Below are 16,853 nucleotides of genomic sequence, written 5' to 3' on the forward strand. Positions count from 1 at the left end.
ACGAGAATTATTGGAATTCTCGTTTATGTAATTTGAGTTTTGATTTGTATATTAAGCCTTTGTATTGTTTGTGGCATTTCCTGCGTCAATTGTAGCAAAAAGCTTATTTAGCAAAGTCTCCTCATTTTTTTTGTATTGATCTTCTCTCATTTTTTGCCAAGCATAAGATCTAAAATCTTCTCTAACAGTACCAAGATCAATGTCTTCATTAGTAAATTTGCTTGAGCTTGTTTTTTCTTTTTCCTTTTCTTCTTTGTTTTTTACTTCATTTAATGTGGCTTGAAATTCATCTGCTGAAGTATTTTTCTCTTTAACCTTTGTTGTGGTGCTAAAAATAGCATTTGATGTTTTTTGAGTATTATCTACTACCATTTTCTCCTCTTTTATTTAACTTTACATTAAACAAACAAGCAATTTCTATTCCAATTTATATCTTTTTTAAACTTTTTCTTTGAAATTTTTTATAATTTAATTTATCTTTGGCAAAAAGTAAGGCAAAAATCAAAGCAGGGCTTACAAAAAGTGCCGAAAATAAAGCATTAAATTCTATGCCCAATCCTGCTAAAACAATCCCACCTAAAAAACTTGCTAAAGCTATGCCTACATTAAAAGCTGCTTCATTTACACTTACTGTGCTGTCTATGACTTTATAAGTATGGCGTTTAGCTTTAGCAATGCTAAGCATTTTTAGCGCAGGTATAGTGGAAAAGGCAAAAAATCCTATCAAAGCTACGCTAAAAATGATTAAAATTTTAGAATGCATGGTGAGAAATACGCTTAAAAATACTAGAACTTGTATGCTTAAAATAAGACGCAAGGAAAAAATAGCACCTTTTTTATCTACTATTTTTCCGCCCCATAAATTCCCACAAATTGCACAAATTCCATATAAAAGCAAGATATAAGCTGTATCTTGGACTTTAAAACCGCTTATTTCTACAAGTAATTTTTGCAAATAAGTGTAAAGAACGAATTGAGCCCCGCAACTACAAATGGTTATAGTATAAGTTTTTAACAAATTTTGATGCGAAAAAGCAGGGATTAGATTTTTAAGACTGGTTGGACTAGGATGTAAATTTTTGGGCATCATATGCCATACTCCAAAAAATGCTAGGCTTGTAATGATAAAAATAAGTAAAAAGATAAATTTAAAGCCAAAATAATGTCCTATAAAAGTTCCAAGTGGTACTCCAGTAACTAAGGCTACGGTAAGTCCTGTGACCATTATAGCTAGAGCACTTGATTTTTTATCATTAGGTACTATAGCACTTACAGCTAAGGTAGCAATGACAAAAAACACCCCATGCTGTGTTCCTGCTACAAAACGTGCAAACGCTGTAAGATAGAAATTTTGGCTAAAAAAGATAATGAAATTTGCTAAAGCAAAAATTCCAAGATTGATTAAAAGTTGTGTATGTCTGTGAAAACGACTTAAAGGTATAGTAATAAGAGGAGCACCTATAACAACACCTATAGCATATAAGGTTGTAAGATAGCCCGCAGTTTTTGCATCTACGCTAAAATACGCTTCAACATCAACCAAAACTCCTGCCATGACAAATTCAGTTACACCCATACAAAAAGCACTAAGAGCTAGTGCAAAAAGAGCTTTTTTGTAATTTTGCATTTTAATTTCCTTATAAAAATAAAAACGCATTATAATAAAATAAAGGCTTAATTTCCTTAAAAAAATCAAAATATTTTTGTTAAAATAAAATAAAAATTTTAAAGGTAAATAATGAAAAAAATTATTTTATTGCTCGGTTTAAGTTTGGTGAGTTTAGGGGCTTTGAGTTTTGATGAGCTTATTTATAAAGATGAGGTAAAACCTAGTTTTGATTGTTCTAAGGTGAAAGATGATGGCAAAAGTGATGATGAGCTTATGATATGTAATGAAATTGGCGTGCGTAATGAATTTGAGAATAAAAAACTTGCTTTAGTAGATAACATTTATAGTAGTTTGTATCAAAATATTTCAAAAAAAGCAGATAAAAAGACAAAAAAAGATTTTAAAGCTATTTCAAAAAAGATGATTAAAGAAAGAAAAATTTGTATAAAAAATATGCAAAACACAAAAGCAGGGGAAAATCCTATTTTACCTTTACTCAATGCAAGTGATTGCATGCAAGAAGCTTATGCTAAAGCTTTATTAGAGCTTACGCAAAGAGCAAAAAAAGATATAAAGACTAAAGAAGTTTTAGGGCAAATTTTTAAAAATAAAGTTGATAAATATGAAAATTTACTCACTCAAAGTTTAAATACCAATAAAGATTTGCAAGATTTTATAGACAGCTTGGCTAAAGAAGATTTGATTGATTCTAGGGCTAAATTTAAGCTTTGGAATTTAAATTGATTGCAAATTTAGCCGCTTCAAAATAACTTTTAGTGTTGATTTTAGCATTTTTATAGGCCTTATCAAAGGCCGTGCCATGATCAACGCTAACGCGTATGATGGGTAAATTTAAACTCACATTGATGCTTTTATCAAAATACAAGGCCTTTAAAGGAGCAAGGGCAAGATCGTGATACATAGCCACTAAACGATTGCAGTTTTTTAAACCAGCCTTGGTAAAAGCTGTATCAGCTACTAAAGGATAGGGTAGATAAATGCCCTTGCCTTTAAAATTTAAAAGCAATTCTTTTTGTAAATTTTCATCTTTTAAGGCTTTTTTGAAAAATTTTTCATCTTTTTTAGAGTGTAAAAAGGCATTGACAAAGGCTATAGCTTTTTCCATGATCTTTTCTTCTTCTCCACCTATAACTCCATAATCTCCAGCGTGAGGATTAAAACCTAAAAGCCCCATTTTTTTAAAATGCGTTTCTTTGTAAAAATCTTTTAAAAAGATACTTAAATTTTTAAAAGTGATTTTTTTACTCACTTTAGCTAAAGGTATATGTTCGCTAAAAAGCCCTACAAAAAGTTCTTTGCAACCTAACATCATAATGGCATTTTTTTTAAAAAAATCCCTTAAAGCATCGGTGTGTCCTTTGTATTTAAGTCCTGCATCTTCCCAAGCTTTTTTGTGTATAGGTAGAGTAAGTAAGGCATGGGCGTGTTTTTCATAGACAAAATAACTTGCCGCCTTAAAGCTTAAAAAACCATAAAGTCCACTTTTTGCATCTATTTCTCCAGCCTTGATTTCAAAATTTTCATCCACTTTAAAGCCTAAAGGAAGGCAAAAAGAGTAAATTTCAAGAGAATTTTCTTTTTTTATAAAATTAAACTCATAGTCTTTGTCATCTTTAAAAGCTACGATTTTTACATTAAAAAGTTTTAAATTTAAAAGTTTTAAAGCTTTATTAAGTAAGCTTTCGTGGATAAAATAAAAAGGTGTGCAGATTTTGCTTAGTTCTTCATGAGAACGCACTAAAATTTCAAGTCCTATGCTGTTTATATCGCCTATACTAATGGCTAGTTTTTTCATCTTTTATAAGTTCTTTCATTTCTAAAATAGCGTTTTTAAGTCCTGTAAATACAGATCTTGCTACAATGCTTTGTCCTATATTTAGCTCACAAATTTCTTTAATTTTTACTATGAGTTTTACATTTTTGTAATTTAAACCATGTCCTGCGGCTACTTTTAAGCCAAGTTCTATGCCTTTTTTGGCACAGAGTTCTAAATTTTGCAATTCTTTTTCAAATTGAGTTTGCAAGGTTTTTTTATCTTGACCAAGTTCTTTTAAGGCAAAAGCAGTATGAGAGATATTGCTAAAAAGTGCGTTGTGTAAATTCGCATAATGTCCTGTATGAAGCTCTATAAATTGGGCTTTTAAAATTTTTGATTTTTCTATATCTTCTAAACTAGGATTGATAAAAAGTGAAACTTCAATGTTTGCATTTTGAAGTTTTTCTATGCTTTGTTTTAATTTAGCATGATTTAAACAAAGTCCCCCTTCTGTAGTAAGCTCTTCTCTTTTTTCAGGCACTAAAGTAACGCGGTGGGGTTTGAGTTTAAGAGCTAAATTTAAAATTTCATCATTTAAAGCACATTCTAAATTGATAGGGCTTTTGCAAAATTTTATGATATTTTCCAAGTCAAAATCCTGAGCATGACGGCGATCTTCTCTTACATGCAAAGTGATTTGATCTCCGTGTTTAGCTGCTATAAAAGCAGCCTCTAAAAGATCAGGATCATTTACCATTCTAGCTTGTCTTAACACTGCGATATGATCGATATTTACACCTAAAAGCATATTTTTCCTTTAGAACTTTTTTGCTATTATACTATAAAATCAAACAAGGAAAGTCATGTTAGGTATAGATCTTGGTTCAAATACTTTAAGAGCAGTACAAATGGATGAAAAATTAAATAAATTAAAAGAATATGAATTTGTTATTGGGGCAGCGAAAAATCTAAATCAAAGCGGAGAAATTTCTAAAGAAGCCATACAAAGATTAAAAAATGCTTTGAGTATTTTAGCTAAAGAGCAAGATTTAAGCAAAGCAAGAGCTGTAGCGACTGCAGCTTTTAGAAAGGCAAGTAATACAAATGAAATTTTTACCCATTTAAAAGAAGAATTTGGGATTGATTTTAAGCTTATAGATGCCAAAAGTGAAGCTAAGATCAGTGTTTTAGGTATGCAAGTGGGCTTAAGAAGGCTTAAAATTTGGGGAGAGTTTGCGTATTGTGATTTAGGAGGGGCTTCTTGTGAGCTTTCTTTTGGAAAAAGTTTTAAAAGTTTTGATTTTGGTATTATTAGTTTTTATGAAAAAAATTGCCATTCTTATTATAAATCTTGTATTTCTTACAAAAAATTGATAAAAAAATATCCTAAATTTATCATCAATATTAAAGATAAAAAACTTAAAATTCATTTTTTAATTGCAAATCCCTATTTAAAGCATTTAGCTTTTATGGCTTTTGATGAGGTAGCTATGATTAAAAAGGAGCTTCGTTCTTTAGGAGTTAAAACGGTGGTTTTAAATTCCGGAGTTCCTACTACACTTAGCGCATTAAAACAAAATATAAGCTATGAAAAGTATGAAGCAAGTAGAGTAAATGGTAAAAAACTTTGCCATAAGGATTTTTTAAATTATGCTATTAAACTTTTTCATATGGAAGAAAAAAAGGCTATAAAAGAAGTAGGCATGATGAGAAAAAATTATTTGAGTGCAGGTTGTTTGCTGTTTTATGCTTTGTTTGATAAACATAAACTTCTAGTCATTGATGAGGGTTTAAGGGAGGGAGTTTGTTTAGCAAGTATGAAAAATATAAAATTTTAGTTTTTTTGAAATTCGAAAAAATGAAATTTTTCATCAAAATTAAAAAATAAAATTTTAGCTTGAGATAAAAAACTTTCGTAAGTTTTAATGTTTTTATTTTTTGTGTATTCTAATAAATCTTCAAAACCAAAATCCATTAAAGCAAGACTTTGTTTTTTAAAAGCTAAAGGTTTAAAATCATATTCTTTGATGAGTTTTTGAAGATGAGTAAAATTGACATTATAGGTTAGATCGCTTTTGCCAAAAAAATCTTTCAAAGGTGCTTCAAAGGGGTTAAAAACTTCGTGCTTTTGATAAATTCTTAAACTAAAATTTTGCACATTAAAAGTTCCATAGTCAAATCCCGCAAATATAAACCTCTCGCAAGCTTGATCCAAATCTTTAAAAAAATTTTCAAGTTCTAAGCTGAGTTCGCCTTTTGTAAGATTTAAAGTTTTGCATTTTGTGATTAAATTTTCATCCATATTTTTAAAAATAAGTTTAAAATTTTCTACAAATGCCATTTTATCATGATCTATAAGTTCACAAGTAAAACTATCAAAAAGTTCATTGCAAAAGAAAAAAGCGTTCTTAAAATGGCATTCTTTAAGGCTATTTTTGTGAGTAAATTCCACTCCTTCTAAGGTCTTTTTCTGTAAATTTTTTAATTTTTCATGCGGTTCTATGATGAAAAAAGAAATTTGAGAAAAAATTTCAGGTCTTAATTCAAGCAAAGCGGCTAAAAAATCACGACTTAAATAGCCTTCATTAGCGCCTATTTCTACAAGTTCTAAAGGGGGTTGTAAATTTTTTTTATCTATTAAATTTAAAAAATGCTTGGCTAAAAGTGTGCCAAAAAGATTTCCTACGCTCACAGCAGTAAAAAAATCTCCGTTTTTTCCTATACTTACAGCATTTTTATAATAGCTCTTATGGAGCCAAGCATGGAAAAAGTCACTAAATTTCATTGAAAAATAGCATTAAATTTGGAGACAAAATCCAAAGGATCGACTTGTTTGCCTCCAGCTAAAATTCCAAAATGCAAATGCGGTCCACTTACCCTACCTGTAGCCCCGCTAAGTCCTATAAGCTCACCTTTTTTTATCTTTTGTCCTACTTTAACATCGATTTTAGAAAGATGATAGTATTGTGAATAAATTCCAAAACCATGATCAATGACTACTGAATTTCCTGCAAAATAACGATCTTTTGCAATTTTTACTATGCCTGAATTGGCTGCATAAATAGGTGTTCCTGTGGCGGCTCTAAAGTCTGTTCCACTGTGATAACTTGCTACTTTTTCATTAAAAGTTCTTGCTTTGCCAAAATCACTTGTGATAAAAGATTTTAAAGGTATATTAAAAGCACCGTTAAATAAAGCTTTTGGAGTATAAGAGCTATAAATCGCATTGGCTTCTTTTAATTCTTTAGCGATGCGTTCTTGTACGGTTTTTGGCGGAAAAATCTTTTTGTTTTCAACTTGCAATTTTTCACTTTTATAATTACCTTCTAAAGTTTTTATGAAAATTTCTTCTTTTTTATTTTTATAAAATGCGATAAGTTTTGTATTTTGCGGGGGATTTTTGTAAGGTAAGGAAAAAATAGCTAGAATTTTTTCTTGATTTTTAGGATGTGCAAAGGTGAGAATATTTTTATCATTATTTTTTAAAGATAAAAAATCTTTCTTATCTAGCTCCAAAAATAAAGCTTGACCTTTGATGAGTTCTAAATTTTGAGCTCCAAAAAGCCAAAGAGTAAGGCTTAAAAAAAGCCATAAGGCTTTCATAGGCTTAACTCTTTAAGATCGGCGATTTTTAAAAACTCCGCATAAATTTCATAAACCAAAGCTTGGCGATTATTTTTAAGTTTTTCATCTTCAGCATTAATCATCACTTGATTAAAAAACTCGTCGATAAAAGGCTTGAGTGCAAAAAGATTTTCAAGTTTTTCTTGTAAAGAGTTGGCTTTAGTTTTTTCTTGAAAAGCTTTGTAAAGTTTGCTTTCTGCTTCTTGAGTAAAAAGACTTTCATCAACTTTATGAGGATTTTTAGTGGCGATATTGGCTAGTCTTTTAAAGGTTGCAAAATTTTCATTAAAATTATCTTTTTTGCTAAGTTTTATAAGAGCATTTACGCTTTGATTGATATGAATAAGATCTGTATTTTGTGAGCTTAAAACCGCTTTTACAAAAGAAGCATTGACCGTATAAAAAGTATAAAGTCTTTCAAAAATAAAATCTTTTAAAATTCGCATATCAAAGCTTTTATAATGACTTGAAAGTTTTTCTAATAAAATTTGGATATCAAATTCTTTATTTAAATTTAGAGCGATTTTAATGATCCCATTGGCTGCTCTTCTTAAGGCATAAGGATCCTTTGTTCCGCTTGGAATTTTTCCTATACTAAAAAGTCCTATAAGGGTATCAAGCTTGTTTGCAAGGGCTACTATGCTTGAAAATTCTGTGCTTGGAAGTGGAGCTTGTTCAGAATTAGGAAGATATTGTTCTTTGATGGCTAAGCAAATTTCATAATTTAAGCCCATTTTTTGCGCATAATAACTTCCCATAATGCCTTGTAAATCAGTAAATTCATAAACCATTTGTGTGGCTAAGTCTGCTTTGGCGTATTTTAGTGCTGTGCTGATATTTTCGATTTTATCATTATGAAGCATTTGACATAAAATTTCAGCAATTTTAATCTCTCTTAAACTTTTATCTTGCATTGTGCCTAAACCTTCAAGATAAGTCATTTTGGCAAGTTTTTCAGGTTGCAAACCATTTTGTAAATCATTTTGATAAAAAAACATTGCATCGCTAAGTCTTGCACGCAAAACTCTTTCATTTCCATGTATGATTTTTGAATAATCCTTACATACTGCATTGCTTACTACTATAAAATGATTACTTAAGCCTTTGTCGTTAAAAACCGCAAAATAGCGTTGATTTTCTCTCATTGAAGTGATGATGACTTCGCTAGGAATTTCTAAAAATTCTTCTTCAAAGCTTCCTAAAAGTGCATTAGGATATTCTGTGATAGCAACTACTTCAGCTAAAAGCTCCTCATCTTCTCCAATTTGTATATTTTTTTGACTTTCTATGAGTTTAAATTGTTCAAGTATTTTTTCTTTTCTTTTGATTGGATCAAGGATGATATAGTTTTTTTCTAGTAGTTCAAAATATTCTTTTGCATTGTTAAAATCTTTCAAATCATAACTTACACTTCTGTGAATGAAAGTTTTTTTAGCACTTTTTATCCCATAACTTTGAAAATCAACAAGTTCATCATTTAAAATGCAAGCTATAGAACGGATCGCACGAATGAATTCAAAAGAATTTGCACCCCAGCGCATACTTTTGCCAAAACTAAGACTTTTTAGAAATTTTTCTACCATTTCTCCTAAAATTTCTTGACTTTGCAAACCTTTAATAGCTTTTTGATGGTATAAAACTTCTTTGCCTTTGATTTCTTTAAAAGCGAGTTCACTTTCACTGATCCCTGCTTTTTGTAGGAAGCTTTGTCCCGCAGGAGTTAAAACTCCATCTTTATAGGCGACATTTTTAGGTGCTCCTATAAATTCAGCAAAGCTATCTTCTTGTTTGTCTGCAAAATTTTCATGAAGAAAAACTAAACGACGCGGAGTATAATAAAATTTAAAATCACTTACCAAGCGATATTCTTCTAAAACATTTTTCCATTTTTTTTCTATATTAGCTAATTCTTTTAGCAAAGGAATAGCAGGTAATTCTTCTGTGCCAATTTCTATTAATAATTCACTCATAATTTACTCTTTTTAAAATTTGTTTCTAATTTTAACTAAAATTTCATTAAAAAACTTATAAATACTTTTGCAAAAAGCCTTTAAGTTCACTAGCGTTGCTAAATTCATTTTCTTTTAAATCTTTTTGATACCATTTGGCATGAAAATAAGGCAAATTAGCATTTTTAGCACATTCTTTATCTTTTTGACTATCTCCTATAAAAACGCTTGTTTTATGTCGAGCCTCGCTTTTTAAAAGCTCTAGCATCATAGGATGAGGTTTGGGTTCTATGCCTAAACTTATGCCTAAAATTTTATCAAAATAAGGAATGATATCGTGTTTTTTAAGTATGCTTGAAAGTGAGCTTTGAGGGGCGTTAGTGGCAATAGCTAAAAAACAATTTTTGCTTTTTAAAAATTCTAAAAGTTCCTTCACTCCTTCAAAAAGCACCACGCTTTGTTCATAGTGTTTGATAAAATATTTTTCATAGCCTTCTTTAAAACTAGAATGATGGAAATTTTCTATATTATAAAGTTCTTTTGCCCAGTCAATATTGGGAGTATTGATGGTTTGCATAATGATTTCTCTTGAAAGTGGGGCTAGGTTTAAATCTTGCCTTATTTCATTAACTGCACAAGAAATGGCATTTGCACTATCGATTAAAGTTCCATCCATATCAAAAAATACATTAATCATTCATAATCCTTTAAATAATTTTTATGTTTTTCTTTTTTCTCACCTTGTTTTTTTTGCTTATCTAAAGCATTGGCAAGATTTAAAAGCTCGCTTTTTTCTTTGGAAAAATCTAAACAGGAATTGACAAAAAATTCAAGATTTTTTGCGTAGGTTGAGTTAAGATTTACCGCGGGATTTTTTTCAAAAAATTTAGCATTTTTTAACATTCTTTCTTCAAATTTAGTTTTATCAAAATCTTCTTTTTTAAGTGCAGATATAGCGCCATTGAAAAATTTTTCAAGATTTCTTAGGTATTTTACGCGTAAGGCTTTTTCTTCGTTTTTTGTCAAAATTCTTCCTTAGGTATTTTTATGAATGCGGCATTCTAGTGCTTCTTGAACTAAATTTCTAGCGATTACTTTTTCAGAGCGAATGATGCGTATATTTTCATCTATGCTAGAAAAAAGCATCTTTTTCAAAGTTCCATTTACATGAATGATAGTATCTATAGGTTTTGGATAATTAGCTAGCACTTGACATAAAATTTCAAGTTTAGCTTCATTTGTAACTGTGATAATAGCTACTGCACATTCTTCTATATTGGCAATTTTTAAGGTTTCTTCTTGAGCAGCATTGGCAAAAACGACATTTTCACCCCGACTAACTCCAAGTTCTACTAAATTTAAATCACTTTCTAAAACAAGATAAGGTACGCCTGTGTTTTTGATTTTTTGTACGACTTCTTGTCCTAAGCGTCCATAGCCAAAAACAACAAGATGATTTTTAAGCTTGATATTGCTGTCAATATTTTGCACAGCGTTGGTATTAAGTGCTATATCTTCTACAACATTGGTAATTTTTCTTATATTGTTTAAAATAAAAGGCGTGATAATCATGGTTAAAATAGAAACAACAATTAAAATTTGTGAAGTTTTGATATCAAGCATATTTTTTGCTTGTAAAAGAGAAAAAATTGCTAGGGCGAATTCGCCAATTTGCGCTATGGCAAAAGCTGTTTTAAGCGCTACTCTTTTTTTGGTGTAAAGAAATAAAAAGCCAAAAACTATGCCAAATTTTAAAGCCATTACAAGAAGGGTTAAAACTATGATTAAAAACCAATTTTGTGCCACTACATCAAGTTGAATTTGCATGCCTACAGTTATGAAAAAAAGCCCTAAAAGCAAATCTCTAAATGGGATCAAGTCTGCTTCTATTTTGTGTTTATATTTTGTTTCTGCTATCAAAGCACCTGCTATAAAAGCACCCAAAGAATAAGAAAATCCAAAATAATTTGCTAAAAAACTTGCTCCAATAACCATAAATAAAACAGTACTAATAAAAATTTCTTGAGAAGAAGTGTGGATAATGAGTCTAAAAATTCTATCCACTAGATATTTACCTATGAAAAATAATAAAGTGATTAAAATAAGTGCTGAAATTAAAGTGGTAAAAAGGAGTTTTTCTATGTTTTGATTGTTGGATGAAAAAATATCTACAAGCAAAAGCAAAGGAATAACGGCTATATCTTGAAAAAGCAAAATTCCCAATGCTTTTCTGCCATATTGCTCATTTATATCGCCATTATCATTTAAAATTTTAAGCACCACTGCGGTTGAAGAAAGTGCTAGTGCAAAGCCTACTATGGTAGCGCTTTTATCTCCAAGTCCTAAAATTCCTATAGCAAGTAGCATAAAAACAAAGCCACAAGTAAGCATCTGCAAAGAGCCGTTTAAAAAAACTTCTTGTTTCATTGCCATTAAATGCTTAAAAGAAAATTCAAGCCCTATGGTAAACATTAAAAACACTATACCAAATTCGGCTATATGGGTGATTTCGCCTTTGCCACTTAAATGATAAATTTCAGAAATGATTTCTCCAGCAGCTATATATCCAATGATAGTTGGAATTTCAAATTTTTTAAATATGACATTTAAAACTATAGCTATAGCAACGGTGATTAAAAAAATTTCTAAAAAATTATCCATTATTTTTTATTTTTTCTCATAAAAAATCAAATCAAAGCTATTTTTATGCTTAACAACGGCTTTACTAGTCGCTTCTTTATCTTGTTGTTTACTTAATTCTAAGCGTAGTTCATCAATTAAATTTTCAAATTCGTGAAGTTGGTTTTTCAATTTTAAGATAACATCTACTCCAGCAAGATTGATTCCCATGTCTCTTGTTAAACGCAATATAAGTTTAATACGGTCAATATCCCTTTGAGAATAAAGTCTTATTTTGCCATCGGTTCTACTTGGCTCTATCAATCCTTCTCTTTCGTATTGCCTTAAGGTTTGTGGATGTATGCTTAAAACTTTAGCCACAACACTGATTAAATATACAGGTTCATCATAATGGTGTTCCATATTTTATTCCTTTCTTTAAGGTAATTTTTCTTTTAAGAGTTCTATAAATTTTTCATCAAGAGTATCTAAATTTGGCAAAACAACATTTAAAATCAAATACATATCCCCATAAATATCACTTTTTCTATTTTGCACCCCATAACCTTTTAAACGAATTTTTTGGTTATTTTTTGAATTAGGTGTTATGTTAATTGTCGCTTCTTCCTTGCCTTCTTTGAGTGTTTTTATATTTATTTTTCCACCAAAAAGTGCAGTTTTTAAAGAAATATCAACCTTTTGATATAAATCATCATCTTCTCTTGTGTAAATAGGACTTTCTTCTATTTTTACAATAATGATTAAATCGCCTCTAGCTCCATTTCTGCTTTGTTTTCCTTTAGAGCGAATTCTTAGTTTCTCGCCTTCTTTTATACCGTGTGGAATTTTAAATTTAATGGTTTCGCCTTGAAAATTAAAACTATGTTCCCCGCCTTTAACAGCTTTTTCAAAAGGAATGTGAAGCTCTAGATTGCTGTCTAAATTTTCTTCTTCAAAACCTCCAAATCCTCCAAAACCACTGCTAAAGCCTTTTGAAGAAAAGCCGTTAAAACCCCCTCTTGAGCGTCCACCAAAGCCTCCTCCAAAGAGATCTTTTAAAATATCGTCTAAATTTACCCCACCAGTATTTCTTGAAAAATCATGAAAACTTTGTCCACCAAACATAGAATCGCCGTATTGGTCATACTGAGCTCGTTTTTTTTCGTCGCTTAAAATTTCATAAGCAGCATTAATTTCTTTAAATTTTTCTTCTGCACCTTTTTCTTTGTTGATATCAGGATGGTATTTTCTAGCTAGGCGACGGTAAGCTTTTTTTATTTCATCTGCACTAGCGTTTTTGCTAACTCCAAGAGTTTCGTATAAACTATTCATGTTATATTTCCTTAAAAATTTTTACTTGATTATATAAAGGATTAAATTATAACATAAACTTTAGCCTAAGTCAATCAAGTTTTATAAATTTTTATCACTCAAGGTTTTATTTACAATTTTGTAAATTTTCGGTTTTATACTATGAAGACAGTAAAATATTTTACGAGATAATTTATCTTTAAGAATAAAAGGAAATGAAATGAAAAAGATTTTTTTATCATTAAGTTTAGCGAGTGCTTTATTTGCTGCAAGTATTAATTTTAACGAATCAACTACAACGGCTAATCGTGTAAACCCTGCTGCTGGAAATGCAGTGCTTTCTTATCATGATTCTATTAAAGATGCAAAAAAATCAGTGGTTAATATTTCTACCTCAAAAACTATTACAAGAGCAAATCGTCCAAGCCCTTTGGATGATTTTTTTAATGATCCTTATTTTAAACAATTTTTTGATTTTGATTTTCCTCAAAGAAAAGGAAAAAATGATAAAGAAGTGGTGAGTTCTTTGGGATCAGGGGTGATTATTTCAAAAGATGGTTATATAGTAACAAATAATCACGTTGTAGATGATGCTGATACAATTACAGTAAATTTACCAGGAAGTGATACAGAATATAAAGCAAAACTTATAGGTAAAGATCCAAAAACAGATTTGGCTGTTATAAAAATAGAAGCTAATAATCTTTCAGCTATTACTTTTACAAATTCTGATGATTTAATGGAAGGAGATGTTGTTTTTGCACTTGGAAATCCTTTTGGAGTCGGTTTTAGTGTTACAAGTGGGATAATATCTGCTTTAAATAAAGACAATATAGGTTTAAATCAATATGAAAATTTTATACAAACAGATGCTTCTATTAATCCGGGAAATTCAGGTGGAGCTTTGGTGGATAGTCGTGGATATTTAGTAGGTATTAATTCAGCTATTCTTTCTCGTGGCGGTGGAAATAATGGCATAGGTTTTGCTATACCTTCAAATATGGTTAAAGATATAGCTAAAAAACTTATTGAAAAAGGCAAGATTGATAGAGGATTTTTAGGTGTGACTATTTCAGCTTTGCAAGGTGATACTAAAAAAGCTTACAAAAATCAAGAAGGAGCTTTAATTACTGATGTTCAAAAAGGTTCAAGTGCTGATGAAGCAGGGCTTAAGCGTGGAGATTTAGTTACTAAAGTTAATGATAAGGTTATAAAAAGTCCTATTGATCTTAAAAATTATATAGGAACTTTAGAGATTGGTCAAAAAATTTCATTAAGTTACGAAAGAGATGGAGAAAATAAGCAAGCAAATTTTACTCTTAAAGGTGAAAAAGAAAATCCTAAAGGCGTACAAAGCGATTTGATTGATGGTTTGAGTTTGAGAAATTTAGATCCAAGACTTAAGGATCGTTTGCAAATTCCAAAAGATGTTAATGGTGTTTTGGTGGATAGTGTTAAAGAAAAGAGCAAAGGAAAAAATTCTGGTTTCCAAGAGGGTGATATTATCATAGGTGTTGGACAAAGTGAAATTAGAAATTTAAAAGATTTAGAACAAGCTTTAAAACAAGTTAATAAAAAAGAATTTACTAAAGTTTGGGTATATCGCAATGGTTTTGCGACTTTGCTTGTGCTTAAATAAAAATAACGGAAGGATTTTCCTTTCGTTATAAATTTTAGTTTAAAATTAAAATTAAGTTTAAAATAAAGGAAAACTATGACAAATATTCTTATGATAGAAGACGATTTAGAATTAGCAGAAATTACAGCTGAATATTTGGAAAAATTTGATATGAAAGTTGATATAGCTCATGAGCCTTATATAGGTCTTTCTAAGCTTGCATTAAAAGAATATCAGCTTATCATTTTAGACCTTTCTTTGCCAGGGCTTGATGGGCTCGAAGTGTGTGAAGAGATTCGTAAAAAGTATGATACACCTATTATTATTTCAAGTGCAAGACATGATATTACAGATAAGGTTAATGCTTTAGAGCTTGGAGCAGATGATTATCTACCAAAACCTTATAATCCAAAAGAATTACAAGCACGTATTAAAAGTCATTTAAGACGTATTTCAAATACAAAAAGCGCCATAGCAAAAAGTGTAAAAGATCTTGTTTATGATCAATATAAGCATATTATTACCATGAAAGGACAAGAGCTTACTTTAACTAATGCTGAATTTGATATTCTAAGCTATTTGATTAAAAAAGAGGGTGGAGTGGTAAGTCGTGAAGAGCTTGTTTATAATTGTTCTTCTATTAGTGAGGATTCTAGCAATAAAAGTATAGACGTTATTATTAGTAGAATTCGTCAAAAGATGGGAGATGATCCAAAAACTCCAAAATATATTCACTCTATACGTGGAATAGGTTATAAGCTTACTCAATGAATAAATCTTCGATTTTTTATACTATAACTTTTATTTTTATTTTTGCTGGGGTTAGTGTTATACTAGGCTTTTTGTGGCTTATAGAATACGATCAGCAAAATTATACTAGAGAATTAAATACAAAATATTCTTTAATAGCTAATGCAAGGCTCTTAAATTTTGCAGGAGTTATCAGCGAAAAAGAATTTGAAGAGCAGACAAAAAATTATAATAAAATGGATGAGATAACAGAAGCAAAGCAGATCCGTAAAATTCTTTTTAGAGGTGATGTTTTAGCTAGGGTTGAGGTTAATAATGGCTTAATCGAGATTATTTCTTATAATAGACAGGTGTATTTAAATATTATTTATGATGGAAAGGTTTATCTTTATAAGGATCAAGATTATCAAACCTATAGGTATTTTATTATCAAAGCTATAGCTGTAGCTATGATTTGTATTCTTGTATTGCTTTATATTTATATATTTAAAAAATTAAAACCACTCAAAAGACTTAAAAAACAAATTGATAAATTTGCCCAAGGAAAGCTTAGTGATATAGAAGATGTAAGCACTGGGGTGGATGAAATTTCACAAGTAAGTGAAGCTTTTTATCAAGCCATTGTTCAAATTCGAAAGCTAAACCAATCTCGTCAGTTTTTTTTAAGAAATATTATGCATGAACTCAAAACTCCTATTACTAAAGGGCTCTTAACGTTAGAAATGATAGAAGATAATAAATATAAAGAGCGCTTAAATGGGGTTTTTACTAGACTTGAAATTTTAATTAATGAATTTGCTGCTATTGAGCAAATTACTTCAGGGGCTGCTTTTATAAATAGAAAAAAATACAATATTTTAGATGTTTTAGATGAAGCCAAAGAAATTGCAATGCGAGATGATAGCAATATACGTATTTTTATGGAAGAAAGTTTTTTTGTAAATGTGGATTTTAAACTTTTTACTACAGCGATTAAAAATATGATAGATAATGGTATTAAACATTCTGAAGATGGGTTTGTGCAAATTGATATTATAGACGATTATATTTGTTTTAAAAATCGTGGTCCTGAGCTTAACAATACTTTAGAATATTATACTCAAGCTTTTACTCAAGGATCAAAACAAAAATCAAGTTTTGGATTAGGGCTTTATATTGTAAATACTATTTTAGAAACACATGGAATGAAGCTTGATTATTTATATGAAGATGGGGTAAATTTGTTTTATTTTAGAAATTTAAAAAGTGTTATTGTTAAGGAGTAAATTAGTTTTTTGCATAAAAAATGCATTTTTGTGTAAAAACCCTTGACAAAGTTTTTTAATTTCACTATAATTACATTTTACTTTTAAATATTCCGGATTAGCTCAGCGGTAGAGTAGTCGGCTGTTAACCGATTGGTCGTAGGTTCGAATCCTACATCCGGAGCCACTTTTTAACTCCATTTTTAATATTCGTAAATGTATTTTAACATAAAAAATTAATAAGTCTTTATCACAAAAAATTGTGATAAAGTTTTTATTTTGTTTGTTTAAGATTTTTGACAATTTTATCTATTTTTTTACTTGCCTTTTGATAATCCCCATCTTTAAGTTC

Annotated in this window: 17 protein-coding genes, 1 tRNA gene and 1 pseudogene; 6 read left to right on the forward strand and 13 right to left on the reverse strand. The window is 29.9% G+C overall.

The window, feature by feature from the left end; genetic code table 11:
- Positions 1-51 precede the first annotated feature (51 nt).
- Together ciaC and AJ930_RS07010 are read right to left on the reverse strand one after the other, a co-directional pair.
- Positions 52-372 carry an invasion antigen CiaC gene (gene ciaC, locus AJ930_RS07005; protein ID WP_070275073.1) on the reverse strand — a complete coding sequence of 107 codons (321 nt, stop codon included), beginning with the start codon at positions 370-372 and terminating at the stop codon, positions 52-54.
- Between the two features lie 55 nt (positions 373-427).
- On the reverse strand, positions 428-1,627 hold the full coding sequence (locus AJ930_RS07010; RefSeq protein ID WP_002856604.1) for an MFS transporter: 1,200 nt from the start codon (positions 1,625-1,627) through the stop codon (positions 428-430).
- A 111-nt stretch (positions 1,628-1,738) separates the two neighbouring features.
- On the opposite strand from AJ930_RS07010, the gene AJ930_RS07015 reads away from it, so the two are divergent.
- Positions 1,739-2,353, forward strand: coding sequence for a hypothetical protein (locus AJ930_RS07015; protein WP_070275074.1), 615 nt, complete (start codon positions 1,739-1,741; stop codon positions 2,351-2,353).
- On the opposite strand, the gene pdxA is transcribed toward AJ930_RS07015, so the two are convergent.
- Together pdxA and AJ930_RS07025 are read right to left on the reverse strand one after the other, a co-directional pair.
- Positions 2,331-3,425 (reverse strand): 4-hydroxythreonine-4-phosphate dehydrogenase, encoded by a 1,095-nt coding sequence (gene pdxA / locus AJ930_RS07020; RefSeq protein WP_070275075.1) that lies wholly within the window; start codon positions 3,423-3,425, stop codon positions 2,331-2,333. The genes AJ930_RS07015 and pdxA overlap by 23 nt on opposite strands.
- Positions 3,406-4,194 carry a pyridoxine 5'-phosphate synthase gene (locus AJ930_RS07025; RefSeq protein ID WP_070275076.1) on the reverse strand — a complete coding sequence of 263 codons (789 nt, stop codon included), beginning with the start codon at positions 4,192-4,194 and terminating at the stop codon, positions 3,406-3,408. The genes pdxA and AJ930_RS07025 overlap by 20 nt, the downstream gene beginning before the upstream one ends.
- A gap of 55 nt (positions 4,195-4,249) precedes the next feature.
- Between AJ930_RS07025 and AJ930_RS07030 the strand changes: the two genes are divergently transcribed.
- Entirely contained in the window at positions 4,250-5,224 is a 975-nt protein-coding gene (locus tag AJ930_RS07030; RefSeq protein WP_070275077.1) for a Ppx/GppA phosphatase family protein, read from the forward strand.
- On the opposite strand, the gene AJ930_RS07035 is transcribed toward AJ930_RS07030, so the two are convergent.
- Genes AJ930_RS07035 through AJ930_RS07070 form a run of 8 tightly spaced genes read right to left on the reverse strand, consistent with a single transcriptional unit; the run spans position 5,221 to position 12,910 of the window.
- Positions 5,221-6,171 (reverse strand): SAM-dependent methyltransferase, encoded by a 951-nt coding sequence (locus AJ930_RS07035; RefSeq protein ID WP_070275078.1) that lies wholly within the window; start codon positions 6,169-6,171, stop codon positions 5,221-5,223. The two genes, AJ930_RS07030 and AJ930_RS07035, sit on opposite strands and share 4 nt — an antisense overlap.
- Entirely contained in the window at positions 6,168-6,989 is an 822-nt protein-coding gene (locus tag AJ930_RS07040) for a M23 family metallopeptidase (RefSeq protein WP_070275079.1), read from the reverse strand. Before AJ930_RS07040 ends, AJ930_RS07035 begins: the two co-directional genes overlap by 4 nt.
- Positions 6,986-8,980, reverse strand: a complete 1,995-nt coding sequence (gene glyS, locus AJ930_RS07045) for a glycine--tRNA ligase subunit beta (protein WP_070275080.1) — start codon at positions 8,978-8,980, stop codon at positions 6,986-6,988. The genes AJ930_RS07040 and glyS overlap by 4 nt, the downstream gene beginning before the upstream one ends.
- Positions 8,981-9,035: 55 nt before the next feature.
- The gene (locus AJ930_RS07050; protein ID WP_070275081.1) at positions 9,036-9,656 is read right to left on the reverse strand and encodes an HAD family hydrolase; all 621 of its coding nucleotides are present in this window, start codon (positions 9,654-9,656) and stop codon (positions 9,036-9,038) included.
- Positions 9,653-9,985: a hypothetical protein gene (locus tag AJ930_RS07055; RefSeq protein WP_044306143.1), complete on the reverse strand. Its 333-nt coding sequence runs from the start codon at positions 9,983-9,985 to the stop codon at positions 9,653-9,655. The genes AJ930_RS07050 and AJ930_RS07055 overlap by 4 nt, the downstream gene beginning before the upstream one ends.
- A 9-nt stretch (positions 9,986-9,994) precedes the next feature.
- Positions 9,995-11,620, reverse strand: a complete 1,626-nt coding sequence (locus AJ930_RS07060; RefSeq protein ID WP_002859297.1) for a cation:proton antiporter — start codon at positions 11,618-11,620, stop codon at positions 9,995-9,997.
- A 6-nt stretch (positions 11,621-11,626) separates the two neighbouring features.
- Positions 11,627-12,001: a heat shock protein transcriptional repressor HspR gene (locus AJ930_RS07065; protein WP_044780097.1), complete on the reverse strand. Its 375-nt coding sequence runs from the start codon at positions 11,999-12,001 to the stop codon at positions 11,627-11,629.
- A gap of 15 nt (positions 12,002-12,016) precedes the next feature.
- Positions 12,017-12,910: a DnaJ family protein gene (locus AJ930_RS07070; protein WP_002859296.1), complete on the reverse strand. Its 894-nt coding sequence runs from the start codon at positions 12,908-12,910 to the stop codon at positions 12,017-12,019.
- Positions 12,911-13,109: 199 nt separating this feature from the next.
- Here AJ930_RS07070 and htrA point away from each other — a divergent pair, with 199 nt between their 5' ends.
- The 4 genes from htrA (at position 13,110) to AJ930_RS07090 (ending at position 16,688) form a co-directional block, all read left to right on the forward strand.
- On the forward strand, positions 13,110-14,528 hold the full coding sequence (gene htrA, locus AJ930_RS07075; protein ID WP_070275082.1) for a serine protease HtrA: 1,419 nt from the start codon (positions 13,110-13,112) through the stop codon (positions 14,526-14,528).
- A gap of 75 nt (positions 14,529-14,603) precedes the next feature.
- Positions 14,604-15,278, forward strand: coding sequence for a response regulator transcription factor (locus AJ930_RS07080; RefSeq protein ID WP_002777451.1), 675 nt, complete (start codon positions 14,604-14,606; stop codon positions 15,276-15,278).
- A complete protein-coding gene (locus AJ930_RS07085) occupies positions 15,275-16,522 on the forward strand; it encodes an ArsS family sensor histidine kinase (RefSeq protein ID WP_044779058.1) in 1,248 nt (415 codons plus the stop codon). The genes AJ930_RS07080 and AJ930_RS07085 overlap by 4 nt, the downstream gene beginning before the upstream one ends.
- A 91-nt stretch (positions 16,523-16,613) precedes the next feature.
- A tRNA-Asn gene (locus tag AJ930_RS07090) sits at positions 16,614-16,688 on the forward strand.
- An 87-nt stretch (positions 16,689-16,775) separates the two neighbouring features.
- On the opposite strand, the pseudogene AJ930_RS10550 reads toward AJ930_RS07090, so the two are convergent.
- Positions 16,776-16,853, reverse strand: a pseudogene (locus AJ930_RS10550) (hypothetical protein); the annotation flags it as partial.

The sequence above is a fragment of the Campylobacter sp. BCW_6871 genome, assembly GCF_001762325.1.
Taxonomy (GTDB): domain Bacteria; phylum Campylobacterota; class Campylobacteria; order Campylobacterales; family Campylobacteraceae; genus Campylobacter_D; species Campylobacter_D jejuni.